Raw genomic sequence first — 15,369 nt, 5'->3', positions numbered from 1 at the left:
GACAATGGCAAAAAAGAGAACTCCAATGAAGAAAATCAAAGAGGTATTACGCCTTAAGTACGACTGCGGTCTTTCAAATCGCAGCATCGCTTCTTGCCTTAAACTCGGTCCTTCCACCATATCGGAACTCCTGACTCGCTTTAGACAAAGTCAACTTGGTTGGCCTCTACCTGAAAGTTGTAGCGATACTGATCTCACTCAAGCTCTGTATCACGGCAAGAAAACCAGTCGCGATAAAGTCATGCCAGACTTCACGCAATACGCAGTCGAACTCAGACGTAAAGGCATGACGAAGATGTTGCTCTGGCAGGAATACCATGAGCAATATCAAGAGCAAGCTTACGCTTACACTCAGTTCTGCGAGCACTTTACTCGTTGGTTCAAAACCCAAAAGCGCAGCATGCGTCAGCTCCATGTTGCAGGTGACAAGTTGTTTATCGATTACTGTGGACCTCGACTTCAAGTAGTCAACCCTGATACAGGTGAAGTGCGCGAAGCAGAAGTGTTCGTGGCGACCTTGGGCGCGTCCAATTACACCTATGTTGAAGCCTTCCCAAGCCAAGGTAAGTCTTACTGGTTAGAAGCGCATGCGAATACGTTCGAGCACTTTGGTGGGGTACCACAGCTCTTGGTTCCCGATAATCTACGTAGCGCGGTAACCAAAGCTAACCGTTATGAGCCAAGGCTTAACGACAGCTATCAAAAACTGGCGAATCACTATCAAACAGCCGTAATGCCAGCCCGCCCCTACAAACCCAAAGACAAAGCCAAGGCCGAGAATGCTGTGCTCTTAGTGGAGCGCTGGATCATGATGCGGTTAAGACACCAAACCTTCCACACCTTCAAGGAACTCAATCTCGCTATCCGTGATCTTATGAACGACTTAAACCAACGTGAAATGAAGCAGTATGGTGCAAGTCGTAAAGCGCTGTTCGAGAAACTCGATAAGCCTGCGTTAAAGCCCCTCCCCAAACAGCGTTACCTATATACCGAAACCAAACGAGCCAAAGTCGGGCCTGACTATCACATCGAATATCGCCGCCACTACTACTCGGTGCCACATCAACTTGTTGGTTACCATGTCGAACTGGAAGCCTCCAACCGTCTGGTGCAGATCTATCATCAAGGCAACTTGATCGCTCAGCATCCACGTAGTCAAAGAGAGCGCGGAAACAGCACCCAACCAGAGCACATGCCGAGTAATCATCAACATCAGAAGTGGTCGCCAGGGCGCCTGCTCAACTGGGGTGCCAATATCGGCCCAGCCACACGAGAAGTCGTCAACAAGATGCTGAACTCCAAGCCCCATCCTGAGCAGTCTTATCGCTCTTGTCTCGGGTTACTCAACCTAAGCAAAGCCAACACGAGCACACCGAACCTTGTTCACAGCAATGTTCGTGGCCCGAACTGTTATCACTAGGAGAAAAGATATGAACGCACTCAATGACCAACTAAAAACCCTGCGCTTGAGCCATGCCGCGAAAGCGCTAGAACAGCAACAAGAACAACTGACTACCTACGCAGAGCTAAACTTCGAAGAACGGTTAAGCCTGCTTCTGGAAAGTGAGATCTTGAACCGCAACCAATCCAAAATCCAACGGCTAAAACGGCAAGCCAAGCTGAGAGTTGATGCTCAGCCGAGTCAGCTCATCTACAAGGAGGGGCGAAACCTTAACCGCAAGCAGATGAGCGAACTTCTAACTGGTGGCTATCTGCACAAGCACCAGAACATCTTGATCACAGGCCCAACAGGCGCAGGCAAAACCTATCTTGGTTGCGCATTGGCGACCAACGCTTGCGACCAACAACAAACGGTGAGGTACTACCGATTAACTCGCTTGCTTGATGACCTAACCGCAGGTCGTCTGGATGGTAGCTATCAAAAACAGCTTCAATCACTGGCTAAGAAAGGCTTACTGATCCTAGACGACTGGGGGATGGAAAAACTGACTCAAGAGCATGCAGGTCACTTGTTAGAAGTGCTTGAAGACCGCTACCAAAACAGCAGCACAATCGTCATCAGTCAATTACCTGTAAAGGAGTGGTACAACATGATCGGCAACGCTACTGTCGCAGACGCTCTCATGGATCGGCTAGTACACAATAGCCATCGAATAGAACTGGGAGGTGAGTCAATGAGAAAACTGGCGCAATCCGATCACTTAGAGTAAAAATAGGAAGAGAGAAAAACGGCAGGATCAGGTGATCGGAATAAACCGAAACGAGCGATCGCAATCACCGAAATACGCAACTCAGATTTATCAAAACTTATCAGTACAACCTCCAACGCTAGGTTGAGGCTAAGATTACTCGCCGTATCTCACTTTATTGATGGTAAAAATCGAACTGAAATTGCTTCATTTCTTAAAGTCAGTCGTCTCAGTGTGAACAAATGGATAAAAGCCTATCTCGATTTTGGTGTTGAAGGGCTAACAGAAAAACCTCATACGGGGAGACCTTCCAGACTGACTACTGAGCAAAAAGCACACCTTAAAGAATACGTCACTTCAAATGCGATAAAACCTGAAGGTGGGCGCTTACAAGGGAGTGATATCGCACAATTCATCCTTGATGAATTTGACGTTTCTTACCAATCATCCGGTGTATATCGTTTGTTGCATGAACTTAACTTGAGCTGGATAACAACACGTTCAAAGCACCCAAAGCAATCTGAAGAAGCCCAAGAGTCTTTTAAAAAAATCCCAAATAGAAACGATCCTTAAGATCCCTGGGCATATCCACTTGCAAGAAGTGCTTGTTTGGTTTCAAGACGAAGCTAGATTTGGTCAGCGCAATACCACAACCAAGATTTGGGCTGAAAAAGGAACTCGACCTAGAGCGGTTCAACAGCAACAATTTGAGTACGCTTATTTGTTCGGAGCCGTTTGTGTCAATACGGGCGAAGCTGAAGCGATTGTTTCACCGCTAAGTAATATGGAAGCGATGGCGAAGCACCTTGAATTGATCTCAATAGCAACACCGATTGATAAACACTCTGTGATTATTATGGATCAAGCGAGCTGGCATCAAACACACTTAGCCAATCACTTTAAGAACATCACGATAATCCATATCCCGCCCAATTCACCAAAATTAAACCCGATAGAGCAAGTTTGGCAATGGCTTCGTCAGTACAAGTTAGCGAATCGGTGTTTTGAAAACTATAACGATATAGTGAACTCGGTGTGCGAAGCTTGGAACAGTTTTTGTGAAGATAAACGCAGAGTCCAATCTCTCTGCTTTAGATACTGGACTAGGTTGATAAGTTAATTAATGGAATTGGTATTATTTCACTTTCAGACATGCTTCCTTTATGCTTACCGTTTTCAAGTTGAAGTTTTTACCATTGAGGTAGAAAAGCCTTACAAAAGTCATCGACATGGCAAAATGAGTCTACTAGTTTATGCATAGCTGGTTCCCTGCGATTGTTATCTCTTGGTCGAAAGATCTGATCGCAGAACCAGCGTTTAGTTCACTTCTATTTTTATCCCAAGTTCAGGTTAATTAGGGAACATTAGTTGAAGAAAAGTAAATTATCGAGCATCAAAGAAGCAAGACTATCAGTTCCAACCAAACTGGACACAATAGTAACGATAAGGTTTGTATTCCTTTTGATGGTTTAAAATACCAATGCTGTGGTGAAAGTTTTAAACTTTATTGTCATGATGCTAGCATCCCGGAGGTTGTTAGGTTAATTTAGTTTCAATCTTTATTGTTACATTGCTCCTTGTGACATTACCTAGCAACAAGCTCTACACGAGAAAATGTTTTAAACTTTAATGTCCTCCGACACCTGCTTTTAGGCCAGAACTTGCGCACATTGTTAGCAGAGTGGCTGATTCCATTTCAAAGTTCAGCACCCCCATATCTTGCCATTCTTTCATCGAGCCTTGAAAACGTCTCACCACTCGACCCGAGAAAGTATCGTAACGTTCTTGGCCGGGATAGAAAGTGTCACTTGATGCCGTCACGCCCATGTGAACTTGAGCTCCCGACTCTTCCACCGCTGCTTTCATCGCCGTCGCGACTGAAAAATCAGCCACAGCAGGAAATTCCATTGGAGCAAAGTGCAGGCTTGCACCATCTAGGCGAACCGAGCCTGTCGATACAATCATATCACCAACATTCACATGTGGCTGTATGGCACCCGTTGTACCAACTCGTAAGAAAGTCTAGTTGACACCAAAGTAGCTCATCGCTAACATTCACGGCGCTTTTAAAGCAATTCCCCCTTAGTTCAGTTGGTAGAACGGCGGACTGTTAATCCGTATGTCGCAGGTTCGAGCCCCGCAGGGGGAGCCAAATTCAAAAAAGACGCCTTATGGCGTCTTTTTTTGTCTTACACCTTGCCCTATTTTTCTTGACTGACCTCGCTTAACGTTTTCTCGCTAATCTTACAAGACCGTCACCTATACCCAATACAACCAGTAGATCATTTGCAATACATGTTTTGTCATCTTGCAAATAAGTCTGATTACTAGGCCATCCTATCCTCCATCGATTTTTTATGACTTAATGGCTAAGAGAAAAGTAAACCAACGCAGAACTCAACCATTTTTTTCTAAAAAACCACCACTAAACACAAAAAAAACAAATCACTAAAAGTTAAAAAAACAAATAATAACAGTCACTTAAAATGACAAAGAAACCAAAAAAAAGGTAAATGATTAGGCTTTATTTTTTTTCTGCGTGATTCCGTGTAATTCCTTTCTGTTTTTAGGCCCAAGGCTCTAACTTAGTCGCCACTTTCACCGCAGCGTGAAACAAAAAATCGATAACAACAGAGTCAGCTACTTGTTAGCTTTAGATACCTAGGAAATACATAGTATGCAAAACAAAACAGTAAAATTTTTCGCTTTGGGCGCATTGGCAGCAGCAACGACATTTGGTGCAAGTGCAGAAAATACTTATGACTACTTTGTCGGTTTTGATGCCGGTACTCATATCAGCGGTAAATCGAAGGCAACCGGAACAGAGGAAGATGGAACCCCGTTTGAAAATTCTTATGATACCGATCCGTCTTTAATTACTGGATTGAGTGGTGGTGCGATTATTAATGACCACCATAGAGTAAAAATGAACCTTGCTTATGATGCTCTTGAGTTTGACGGAGAAGATCATACCATTGACCGTACAGACCTGACTGTTAGCTATGATTATATGCTACCTATCGCTAACAAGCTTAGCTGGACTGTGGGTGCGCATATGGGTTACGAATTTTTTGAAAGCGATGCAGATGACCTAGATGGCCTTACTTATGGTGTTCAAACCGGTCTAGACTACAGACTAACTCAAAAATGGAGCCTAGGCGCTGAAATCGCCTACACAGCTCACGACGGTGAAGTAAAAGCTGGTGAAGGTTTATGGTCCTATGAAGAGCAAATCGAAGACGACGTAACCTTTATGGCTAACGTTCAATACCACTTCTAATTGAAGCTAAACACTGTCCTTATCACTCTCGGCTTTTGCCGGGAGTTTTTTATCTCAACATAGAATTTTCACTGCGCGTCAGCATTACCGCCCCTCTAGTCCCTTCCAGCATCACTATATCTTCATTTTGATAAACCAAAACGTTATTTGATTTACCAGATAAAAATAGTGATGTATAAGTGACTGCATGGTAGCCATCTATCACTTTGGAGGTTTGAATCGGCTCAGTGGAATATGACAACTCAAAAGCGCCATTTTCAGACTGAGTGACTTCACCACTTAGCGCAAATAACGCCACACCTTCCAATCCATCACCTTCAACTGATATAGTGGATTCTATTTGTTCTCGATTGAGACTTACCTCAATTCTCTCTCGCCACTGACCATTGGCCTTTGAGTACCCTTGAATACGAGCAATATAACGCCCTTCAATTAGCAATTGCTGACTACTAAAATACAACGAGCTACCATAACCCAACAATGAGGCAATAAAGATACTTATCCAACATTTGAGACTCTTCATTTCGCCAACTCCTTTGCTAACTGAGGAAACATTACTTCTTCAACGAAGTAATTGTCACTACGGTGAGTGGCGTTATCATGAACCGAAATGTTGTAGCGACCATTTTTAAGACCAAAAAAATATAAACAGTCGCACTGAGACGCTTTTATCATGTCTAACACTTGTGGTGGAATTTCAACATCATGCTTGCTAAGAACTTGCTTACCATCAACGTCAAGAAGCTCATAGTCAGGATTGAGATAGGATATTAGCTGCGTATTGGTCACTTTAGTAAACTCAAGAAACGATGCAATAAGCAAAACAACACTGGCGATACCAAGCGCGAATCTCGCCCATGTTCTCAGTGACATTGTTTTACGCCCACTGCTAGCAGGTAGAACACCTTCCACTTTATCTAGCTTACCAGCACATTCACATGACAGCATATACCCAACTCCAACCACAGTTTTTAACTCTACTGAATTGGAAATAGCAATCGCCAAGCGAATCTTCTGAATGGATTTTTGCAATGACGAATCTGTCACTATGGTATCAGGCCAACCTGCCGACTTAAGCGCCTCTTTTGCTAATACCTGATTGGCATTGTCTAATAATGTTTTCAGTAATAAACATTCATTATAGTTAAGAGAACGGCTATGATAGGTGGTACTTACCGTCATCTTCTCTACGTCAAATATCAAATCATCACATGTGTACTGGCTAGTCACGTCTATCCTTGTCCAAGTGTAAAAATGGTCTCAGTCAATCATTCAAAAGCACAAGTACTAAGCTAGGGTAGCTTAATACTTGGATTTGTGAGTTACCTGTCAAAAAGGAACAGGCGAGTAATCTGAACTAAAGGGCCTGTATATGACAATAAAATAACATTACTTAAAGCTTAGCGCAGGTTAATATAAATAAACTTATCAAAAAAACAAAAGCCGTGTGGGCAAAACACAGCTTTTTTCATTTCAAATTTAGTTCCCATCAGGCGTATTGCTGTGCGTCTTTTTTACTTTGCTGAGGTGGCGTTTTATCACGTTTTTTCACACTCTCTAAAGGGACTACTTCTTCTGCTTTGATATTCTTTGAGCTACCTAAAAACACGCCACCTTTTTCTATCGTAAATTCAGTTGCCGAGACTTCTCCTTCAAGATACCCGTGCTCAAGAATTTGTAAGGTTTTGGAATATACTTTGCCTAAAAAACGACCATTAACAATCAGGCACTCACAACGAATCGCACCTTCCACTGAACCTGTAGCACTGATGGTGACGCACCTGTCCGTTTCTATATTCCCCTTTACCTGACCATCTATCTGGATGTGGCAAGTAAGTTTGAACTGTCCTTCGATAAAGGTGCCTTCTGCGATGACAGTTTGAGCGCTGTGGCCATTTGGCTCTCTATTATGTTTACTAAATAATCCCATTGTACATCCTCGTTCGATTTAAAAATCGCATCAAAATTATTCATTTCCCACTTGGTAAAAGGCAAAGGATCGAGAGAGCGCCCAACCAAACGAATTTCATAGTGAAGGTGATAACCAGTCGATAGCCCCGAGTTGCCCGTTAGGCAGGGTAAACGCATGAACGTTTTTTGCTCAATTTGAGTTTAATCCTTAAGCGGAGGTCGCTTTATAATTAAACGATGTAACAATTATTATCTAGCCGCTGAAAAGCAAGTTAGTTCATCTGCTTAAATATCAAACACTCGTGCGGTCGCCCTGGCCCGTTAGGCCAATTAATTGACCCTTTTTTACATATTCACCACGCTTAGCTTTAAACGCACTGAGATGTGAATAAGATGAAGTAAAACCGTAAGAATGGGCCACTCGAAGAAAGTTGCCAGAGCCCTTATTACTTTTTCTGACAACTTCAATAATTCCCTCAGCAGGCGCAAATACTGGTGTCCCAACATTCACCGCATAATCAATGCCACGATGCATACTTTTTGCCTTGGTAACGGGATGAACACGATGTCCATAATATGACGAGAGGTAACCGCTCTTAACTGGTCGACCATTGGGTATCATCTGCATCATTTGATAGCGAACAGCGGTGGTCAAAGCGGCATTATCTACTCTTTCTCTTAGATTCAAAGACTCATCGGACAAAGCCAATATTTAGAAGAGATCCATAAACACTTTCAAAAAGAAGTCGCTCAACTCTTTATCAACTACATACATGCTGAATCCGTTTGTATGTCATCGGCCATTACTGGCCCTGCAAATTTTCCCGTCGAGCGCAACAGAAAGCGTCTTGCTTCCGCTATGAACAAATATGACGCCATCGCAGAGAGAGAAAAGCAGCTGTATAAACGAGGGGTAAAAGTATGGAAACTAAAAACGTTAATGGGTCACGTAAACGATTTGGAAAACTTAATTCAGTTTTCGTAGGTATGTTTGCAGCATTATTTTCAGGGATGTTTTTTCATCGCCTCTATACCGAATCAACTTGAAGATGCAGGCTTGAGAATCTGAAAATTATCATTAATTCGAGATGTCAAAGAGCCTGCGATCTCTGGAAGAGTCACTGCAAAAAATTGGTCTATTGCCTCCTTGAAGTCCCGTTTTCTTTTGAAGTAAACGTTGTTCCTCGACTTCTCATTCATTACTTTCCATAGCCGCTCTATTGGGTTGAGGTTTGGGCTGTAAGGTGGAAGATAATGCAGTTCAATATTCAGGACAAACGCCGCATCTTTGACTAAGTCACTGCGGTGATACCCCGCACCATCTAAGATGATATGAAGCTTATGGGTTAACGGATAACTCTCTCTTAACTTACAGAAAAAGCGAACAATCGTTTCACTGTTAATGTTCTCATAGTCGTGAACAATGGTTGCACCGATATCCGATAGGTTCAGTGCGCCAATAATGTTCAATCGGCTACGATTACCCGTTGTTTCAATCACTTTATCCTGACCAGTTCGTATCCAGCCACGAGATATTTTTGTTGATAGTGTTGGGTGAACTGCATCAATAAAGACTATCGATTCATCCTCGCCACAGCTTGCCTTTAGCGCTTCATAAGCCTCGATGAAAGCTTGTTGTTTTGCTTCATCAAATTTGTGTGGAACGCCTTTCGGCTGCTTTACTCTCTTTCGCTATCTGCTTCGCACCATCTAAAGCATCCTTGGCATCTCTAAAATCTAGTTCGCCATTCTCGCCACCAGTAAATAGCCCCATTAATTTTTGAAACCCACCCATGGTAGGGACGCCAGCTAGGGCTGCACCTCCATCCATTAACAGTCCCAAAGACCTAATAATGTCAACACGTCCTGCAAAAGCCTTCGCCTTTTCACTCAAGCTGGCATTGTCTTTCGCTTGCTTAACCAAGGTCGATGCAATTGTCTCCAGTAGCGCGGCTTTTGCATCGTCATAACCCTGATACATCCAAGCATCGAAATGGACTTGAATGTAGTCATCCTCCCTTCAGATATTGACTTTTTGGTCAATTCTAAGATTGTTGACTTACCTGCCCCCCAATCACCAAAAACACCAACAGAGATTGGCATCAATTCTTTTTCGGTGACTAGGTCCTTAATCGACTCAGCCGTCTCACTAAAATTTAAAAAGTCTAGTGAGGATTCTTTATCAGACCACATCTTAACTCCATTACAGCATTAGTTTGATTGTTCAAACTTTTTGTGAAAGCAATATGCCAGAGAGTTCTCTGTGGCCTTTTAGCTTTCGTATTTGCCCTTATCTTTTATGGGGATTGTACAGTGGTAATTCAACTATATGAATATATTGATTGTAGAGGCCATTAATCCTAACTTTGTGGCATAAGAAATAGGTCAGGTGCTAGCTTAGAATGGGGCATAACTGAGTCAGCGCAGATCTCGCTGACTCGAAGATGGACAGAAACGTTTTAGGCGTGCTGCTCTAAACCATTTCGATCAGATTAGAAAAAGTATCTTGAAACCATAAACATTTGTCAGGCTCTGAACTGAGCTACAAACGCATTCACATAGTCTCTATAAAAATTCAAAGCCACCTCGATAAGAGATATTGGACACGGAGCTTTACTCCCCCCCATTTAGATATGATTCACCTAAGGCTTGGTTTGCTGATGGGATTTCGCGACAGGGAGTAATATTTTTGTGAGAGATATCACTAATATTAATGATGTCTCTATTAGTTTTATAAAAATAGCTGATAATTGATTAACATTTATACAGAAATTATTATTTTATAGCTTTGAATAACGAAGTCTCAACCATGCTTAATGCCCCCATTAACAATGGCATACAACGTATACGTTCACTATCCACATCTGACAACGGTTTATTGTCGCATTTTCAACCTGGTAAAAATCGCTTGTATACCCAGTTAACTCCAGGCGAATTTCATGCTCGGTATGACGAGGTGAATCTTGATCATGTTCAGTTGTTTACAGAGAGCATTAACTTAGGGACGAAAATTCAGGCTACTCCGGGTAAACGTTTTTTACCTTTTGCTGCAATTACTTCTAACGGAACTCTCGGCAGTTTCTATGGTTGCGACTTGCCTGATAAACCCTTCATTCAAGCAACCGGTGGGGAGTGGGACATACAGGTATCTAATCAACTTCAGTATGTATGTACCGCGTTTGAAAGAGAACATTTCTATACTCAGTACCAACGACTCACCGGGCAAGCCTTTCCCAAGTCGTGGTTATCTAGCCGAGTCGCCTGTACGGCTGATAGCGCTTTAATCGCCTATCGTCTTGGGGTACAACGAATTATTATACTGTTACAGCAAAACCCAATACTGTTTCAGTATCAATCTATCAGCAAGTTGTTGAGTGATACGGTAATGACACTCGTACTTAATGTGCTAACACCTACTCTAGAGAAGAATGAAAAACTAAAGCCATTTTCAAAAAGGAAACTAGGTGTACGTCGAGTTATCGAGTTCCTTGATGTCAATGCTCACCAGCTACCAACAATCTCCGAGCTATGTCAGGTCGCTAATCTCAGTGAGCGCAGCCTTCAATATGGCTTTCGCGAAATGCTCGGTGTAACTCCTATCCAGTACTTACGAATTGTCAGGCTTAATGGGGCTCATCGAGACCTCATCCGCGCTGATCATCAAAGTGCCAAAGTGGTTAATATTGCTCTCAAATGGGGTTTTCTTGAATTCGGCAGGTTTGCCAAAGAGTATCGCCATTTTTACAACCAACTCCCATCACAAACCTTGAAGCAAGCACATTAATTTAGTGTCTCAAACATACAACTATTAGATGCTTGCGGATATCGCATATTAAATGAAAAACATATTGATAACATTTATGAGTTAGGACAGAGCTCCTACTTATACTTAGCTCATAAGGTATTGATATATGAACAAGAATTTAGTTGCATTAATGATATTGACGCTGTCGACCGGTGTGATCGCTAATGACTCCAAGCCCGCCTCAAAGGCAACCATAGCGGCTAATAAAAAAGTGATACAGGCCTTACCCTTTAATGACAAAGAGGACTTTGGTAATGCCCAGCGAGGTTTGATCGCTGTGCAGGACACTGTCACAGTTAAAAATGAGAATGGTGATGTTGTATGGGATTTGGAGTCCTATAAAAAATACATCTCTTTAGATAAGGCTGCACCAGATAGCGTGAACCCAAGTTTGTGGCGAAATGCGCAACTTAATATGATCAATGGTTTGTTCAAGGTAACGGATGGGATCTACCAAGTCCGAGGTTATGACCTTTCAAACATCACCTTTATTGAAGGAAAAAAAGGTTGGATCGTATTTGACCCACTTATTTCTCAGGAAGTTGCAAAGGCAGCTCTAGAGTTCGTTAATCAAGAGCTAGGCGAGCGACCTGTGACCGCCGTCATCTATAGCCATAGCCATTTAGATCATTTTGGTGGTGTACGTGGGATTGTTGACGAGAAGGATGTTAAAGCGGGAAAAGTTGAGATTATTGCTTCATATGGATTTACGGAGCACGCGGTAGCAGAAAATGTCATCGCCGGTAATGCGATGGGGCGCCGCGCTATCTACATGTATGGTGCTTTGTTGCCTCGAAATGAGCTTGGTGGTGTAAATGGAGGTCTAGGCCAAACCACTTCTACGGGTCTAGCTACGTTAATTGAACCAACCGACTTTATCAAAGAAACAGGTGAGGAGAGAATGGTCGACGGCGTTAAGTTAGTATTCCAGTATACACCTGGCACCGAAGCACCGACTGAGATGAATACTTGGATCCCTGAGAAAAAAGCACTGTGGATGGCTGAAAATACCACGAATACAATGCACAATATCCTCACTTTACGTGGCGCTCAAGTGCGTGATGCGCTGAAGTGGTCGAGTTACTTAAACGAAACAATTGAGATGTGGGGGGATAAAGTTGAAGTTAAATTCCAAAGCCACCATTGGCCAGTCTGGGGACAAAAGGACATCGTCGATTATTTTAAAAAACAACGAGACATCTACAAATTTACACATGATCAATCCGTCCGCTTGATGAACCAAGGTTATACGGGCGAAGAGATTTCAGAATTAATTACCTTGCCGAAATCTCTAGAGGAGAATTGGGCAACTCGTGGTTACTACGGCACGTTACGTCACAACAGTCGAGCTGTTTACCAACGCTATATGGGGTGGTATTCAGGTAACCCTTCTGATCTGAACAATCTACCGCCAACGAATGCGGCTGCAAACTATGTCGAATATATGGGGGGAGAGCAAGCTGTGTTGGAAAAAGCCCAAGCTGACTTTGCTCAAGGGAAATACCGCTGGGTTGCTGAGGTGTTAAAGCATGTTGTGTTTGCTAACCCTCAGTCGAAAAAGAGCAAAGCGTTATTAGCTGATACGTATGAACAGTTAGGTTACCAAGCCGAATCAGGGCCTTGGCGTTCGATTTACTTACAGGGAGCTTATGAACTTCGCAACGGAACACCTGAATCTGGCGAACTAACCACAGCGTCTCCTGACATTATTAAAAACATGCCTCCAGAAATGTTGTTTGACTATTTGTCGGTACGCATCTTGCCTGAAAAAGCAGAAGGCAAGGATTTTTCAATCAACATTACCTTTACCGACCTGGAAGAAGCTTACACTTTGTCGATGGAAAATTCGGTTCTTAATTATTCACGTGAAATTGAGGCAAAGCCGGATGTTAGCTTAACTCTGTCTAAGAAAACTTTGGATGATGTTCAGTTAGGGCAAGTGACGTTAGAGAGCGCAGTAGCTAACGGTGACTTGGTGATTGAAGGTGATTCCGAAGTGTTCAAAGATTTCATGGGCATGCTGGATAGCTTTAAGTTCTGGTTCAACATAGTGACTCCTTAAGTAATGAAAACGATAACAATAGTCTTCATTATTTGTGTATCGTTAGGTGCAAGTCCAACACGGGCTTGCACATTTGACGGCGTTTTCAATAACCCTTTCATGGAAAGCTACCCTGACGCGTTAGATGTTGCACTTGCGACGCACAGACAAGTGAGTGAAGGAACTATCACGAAGCCGACCTTACGTGAAGGAATCCCCGGTTTGCAACAAACCAGTTGGTGGTTAAAGCTATTAGCGAAAGATCTGAACACTATGTTGATGGAAGATACGTACTTTTACATTATTGATAGTCATTTATGGGCAAAGAAAAAAATGGGCATGTTAGAGATCCATGTGACAAAACCTACTAAAAATAAGAAAGTTCTCATTTTATCTGCCGCTGCATTATCTAGTATTGTAACGGGGGAGATATCTTATAAAAATGCACTAGAACTGGGTGTCGCTAAATTAAAGTAATTTCTATTGAAAAGCTCTACCGAATTAACGTGGGCTTAATCTATCGACTCTAAAGTCATGATGCTACCTGATCGTCTAGGTAGCGTCATTTCCTTATGTCTCTATACGAACCAATACACCCAAATCCAATAAATAATATTATCTAATAGCATAAATAATAGCTCTTTTAGTTCAAATTTCTACTTAGTGAGGCCATCCCTTGACATTACACTCAAAAGATCTATCCGGTATTATTCCTGAGGCTTTACATAACCAGAGAAAAGCTTCGGCCTGAACCACCAATACCCATAAATATATTTCGTGAATTCAATAACCAACTTGCCTCGAAATGAATTAACCTAAGAACAAACAAAAATAACATTAGTAAATAGTGCTGGGATGTGTAAGGTAACTTGATGTATATACCGAATCAACTTGAAGATGCAGGCTTGAGAATCTGAAAATTATCATTAATTCGAGATGTCAAAGAGCCTGCGATCTCTGGAAGAGTCACTGCAAAAAATTGGTCTATTGCCTCCTTGAAGTCCCGTTTTCTTTTGAAGTAAACGTTGTTCCTCGACTTCTCATTCATTACTTTCCATAGCCGCTCTATTGGGTTGAGGTTTGGGCTGTAAGGTGGAAGATAATGCAGTTCAATATTCAGGACAAACGCCGCATCTTTGACTAAGTCACTGCGGTGATACCCCGCACCATCTAAGATGATATGAAGCTTATGGGTTAACGGATAACTCTCTCTTAACTTACAGAAAAAGCGAACAATCGTTTCACTGTTAATGTTCTCATAGTCGTGAACAATGGTTGCACCGATATCCGATAGGTTCAGTGCGCCAATAATGTTCAATCGGCTACGATTACCCGTTGTTTCAATCACTTTATCCTGACCAGTTCGTATCCAGCCACGAGATATTTTTGTTGATAGTGTTGGGTGAACTGCATCAATAAAGACTATCGATTCATCCTCGCCACAGCTTGCCTTTAGCGCTTCATAAGCCTCGATGAAAGCTTGTTGTTTTGCTTCATCAAATTTGTGTGGAACGCCTTTCGGCTGCTTGTAGCTAAAACCATTGTGGTGAAGCCATTTGTTCATACCAGAAACCGTGTAATCAAGTCCAAATGTCTCTTTAACGTAGGCGACAATTTGATGCGTGTGAGAATAGGTTTTCTCAGTCAAATGCTCGATTAGGTGCATGGTTTGAGTTGCAGAAAGCTTGCTTTGGCTTCCGCCATTTTCAGGCTTAAGTTTTTCAGAGAAAACATAATCACTGAGATGACGAGCAACAGTCGATTCGTGAATACGAAGAGCTTGTGAAATCATAGTCTGACTCCAGCCTTCAGAAGCCAGCAAAACAGCCTTAATACGGTCGCAGACCCGACTATCACGTTCAATGTCGTGCATTTGTTCGAGTTGTAGTTTCTGCTGAGGAGTCAGTGTAATTTTCATGGTTCGTAGCATGATCCTGATTTTAAAGAAAATCAAGCACCTTCAATGATCACGGGTATATAGTTTATGGTTCTCACAAATTCCAGTTTCATAATTATCAAATCAGACTTAATCACTGATGTGGATAGGCGTAGTTTTAGTATGCTTTTCTGAGTAGAACTAATTTTCATATAGATAGTTGAACAATGGTATCGTTAGATTCTTTTGCTAGTACTGTATTTGAATTGCTATAATGCTGTACAAATACACAGTTCAAAGGTGTTG

At 42.3% G+C, this 15,369-nt stretch carries 15 protein-coding genes, 1 tRNA gene and 3 pseudogenes; 9 read left to right on the top strand and 10 right to left on the bottom strand.

Features of this window, described 5'->3' with window-relative positions; genetic code table 11:
• Nucleotides 1–4: 4 nt before the first annotated feature.
• The 4 genes from istA (at nt 5) to OH460_RS27490 (ending at nt 3,270) form a co-directional block, all read left to right on the top strand.
• A complete protein-coding gene (istA, locus tag OH460_RS25760; RefSeq protein ID WP_270000027.1) occupies nt 5–1,420 on the top strand; it encodes an IS21 family transposase in 1,416 nt (471 codons plus the stop codon).
• Between the two features lie 10 nt (nt 1,421–1,430).
• On the top strand, nt 1,431–2,171 hold the full coding sequence (istB, locus tag OH460_RS25755) for an IS21-like element ISVch3 family helper ATPase IstB (RefSeq protein WP_046225198.1): 741 nt from the start codon (nt 1,431–1,433) through the stop codon (nt 2,169–2,171).
• 156 nt (nt 2,172–2,327) lie between these two features.
• Nucleotides 2,328–2,723 (top strand): IS630 family transposase, encoded by a 396-nt coding sequence (locus OH460_RS27495; protein WP_443088699.1) that lies wholly within the window; start codon nt 2,328–2,330, stop codon nt 2,721–2,723.
• A gap of 28 nt (nt 2,724–2,751) precedes the next feature.
• Nucleotides 2,752–3,270 carry an IS630 family transposase gene (locus OH460_RS27490; protein ID WP_443088698.1) on the top strand — a complete coding sequence of 173 codons (519 nt, stop codon included), beginning with the start codon at nt 2,752–2,754 and terminating at the stop codon, nt 3,268–3,270.
• Between the two features lie 7 nt (nt 3,271–3,277).
• On the opposite strand, the pseudogene OH460_RS27485 reads toward OH460_RS27490, so the two are convergent.
• Nucleotides 3,278–3,409: pseudogene (locus OH460_RS27485) on the bottom strand (IS982 family transposase); the annotation flags it as partial.
• 382 nt (nt 3,410–3,791) lie between these two features.
• Nucleotides 3,792–4,172 (bottom strand): annotated as a pseudogene (locus OH460_RS25745) (phosphorylase family protein); the annotation flags it as partial.
• Nucleotides 4,173–4,226: 54 nt separating this feature from the next.
• On the opposite strand from OH460_RS25745, the gene OH460_RS25740 reads away from it, so the two are divergent.
• Both OH460_RS25740 and OH460_RS25735 read left to right on the top strand, forming a co-directional pair.
• Nucleotides 4,227–4,302, top strand: a tRNA-Asn gene (locus OH460_RS25740).
• A 525-nt stretch (nt 4,303–4,827) separates the two neighbouring features.
• Nucleotides 4,828–5,430: an outer membrane beta-barrel protein gene (locus tag OH460_RS25735; RefSeq protein WP_270000026.1), complete on the top strand. Its 603-nt coding sequence runs from the start codon at nt 4,828–4,830 to the stop codon at nt 5,428–5,430.
• A gap of 49 nt (nt 5,431–5,479) precedes the next feature.
• Here OH460_RS25735 and OH460_RS25730 read toward each other — a convergent pair whose 3' ends face one another.
• The 7 genes and pseudogenes from OH460_RS25730 to OH460_RS25700 all read right to left on the bottom strand — a co-directional run bounded on the left by OH460_RS25730 (nt 5,480) and on the right by OH460_RS25700 (nt 9,444).
• Nucleotides 5,480–5,953: a hypothetical protein gene (locus OH460_RS25730; RefSeq protein WP_270000025.1), complete on the bottom strand. Its 474-nt coding sequence runs from the start codon at nt 5,951–5,953 to the stop codon at nt 5,480–5,482.
• Nucleotides 5,950–6,660 (bottom strand): winged helix-turn-helix domain-containing protein, encoded by a 711-nt coding sequence (locus OH460_RS25725; protein WP_270000023.1) that lies wholly within the window; start codon nt 6,658–6,660, stop codon nt 5,950–5,952. Before OH460_RS25725 ends, OH460_RS25730 begins: the two co-directional genes overlap by 4 nt.
• Before the next feature lie 259 nt (nt 6,661–6,919).
• Complete coding sequence (locus OH460_RS25720) at nt 6,920–7,360, bottom strand: bactofilin family protein (protein ID WP_270000021.1); 441 nt, start codon at nt 7,358–7,360, stop codon at nt 6,920–6,922.
• A 273-nt stretch (nt 7,361–7,633) separates the two neighbouring features.
• A complete protein-coding gene (locus tag OH460_RS25715; protein WP_270000019.1) occupies nt 7,634–8,050 on the bottom strand; it encodes a M23 family metallopeptidase in 417 nt (138 codons plus the stop codon).
• Nucleotides 8,051–8,379: 329 nt separating this feature from the next.
• Nucleotides 8,380–9,021, bottom strand: a pseudogene (locus OH460_RS25710) (IS630 family transposase); the annotation flags it as partial.
• Nucleotides 8,990–9,322: a hypothetical protein gene (locus OH460_RS25705; RefSeq protein ID WP_270000036.1), complete on the bottom strand. Its 333-nt coding sequence runs from the start codon at nt 9,320–9,322 to the stop codon at nt 8,990–8,992. The gene OH460_RS25705 and the pseudogene OH460_RS25710, both read right to left, overlap by 32 nt.
• The gene (locus OH460_RS25700) at nt 9,232–9,444 is read right to left on the bottom strand and encodes a P-loop NTPase fold protein (RefSeq protein WP_270000034.1); all 213 of its coding nucleotides are present in this window, start codon (nt 9,442–9,444) and stop codon (nt 9,232–9,234) included. Before OH460_RS25700 ends, OH460_RS25705 begins: the two co-directional genes overlap by 91 nt.
• Before the next feature lie 706 nt (nt 9,445–10,150).
• Here OH460_RS25700 and OH460_RS25695 point away from each other — a divergent pair.
• From OH460_RS25695 to OH460_RS25685, 3 genes are all read left to right on the top strand, one after another.
• Nucleotides 10,151–11,125: a helix-turn-helix domain-containing protein gene (locus OH460_RS25695; protein ID WP_270000018.1), complete on the top strand. Its 975-nt coding sequence runs from the start codon at nt 10,151–10,153 to the stop codon at nt 11,123–11,125.
• A 151-nt stretch (nt 11,126–11,276) separates the two neighbouring features.
• A complete protein-coding gene (locus OH460_RS25690; RefSeq protein ID WP_443088697.1) occupies nt 11,277–13,208 on the top strand; it encodes an alkyl/aryl-sulfatase in 1,932 nt (643 codons plus the stop codon).
• A 99-nt stretch (nt 13,209–13,307) separates the two neighbouring features.
• Nucleotides 13,308–13,664 carry a hypothetical protein gene (locus tag OH460_RS25685; RefSeq protein WP_270000016.1) on the top strand — a complete coding sequence of 119 codons (357 nt, stop codon included), beginning with the start codon at nt 13,308–13,310 and terminating at the stop codon, nt 13,662–13,664.
• A gap of 409 nt (nt 13,665–14,073) precedes the next feature.
• Here OH460_RS25685 and OH460_RS25680 read toward each other — a convergent pair whose 3' ends face one another.
• Nucleotides 14,074–15,105, bottom strand: coding sequence for an IS630 family transposase (locus OH460_RS25680; RefSeq protein ID WP_270000015.1), 1,032 nt, complete (start codon nt 15,103–15,105; stop codon nt 14,074–14,076).
• Between the last annotated feature and the right edge of the window lie 264 nt (nt 15,106–15,369).

Source organism: Vibrio sp. Makdt, from assembly GCF_027587015.1.
GTDB lineage: Bacteria > Pseudomonadota > Gammaproteobacteria > Enterobacterales > Vibrionaceae > Vibrio > Vibrio chagasii_B.
The sequence above is the reverse complement of the archived record's forward strand: the minus strand, read 5'-3'. Positions and strand labels throughout refer to the sequence as shown.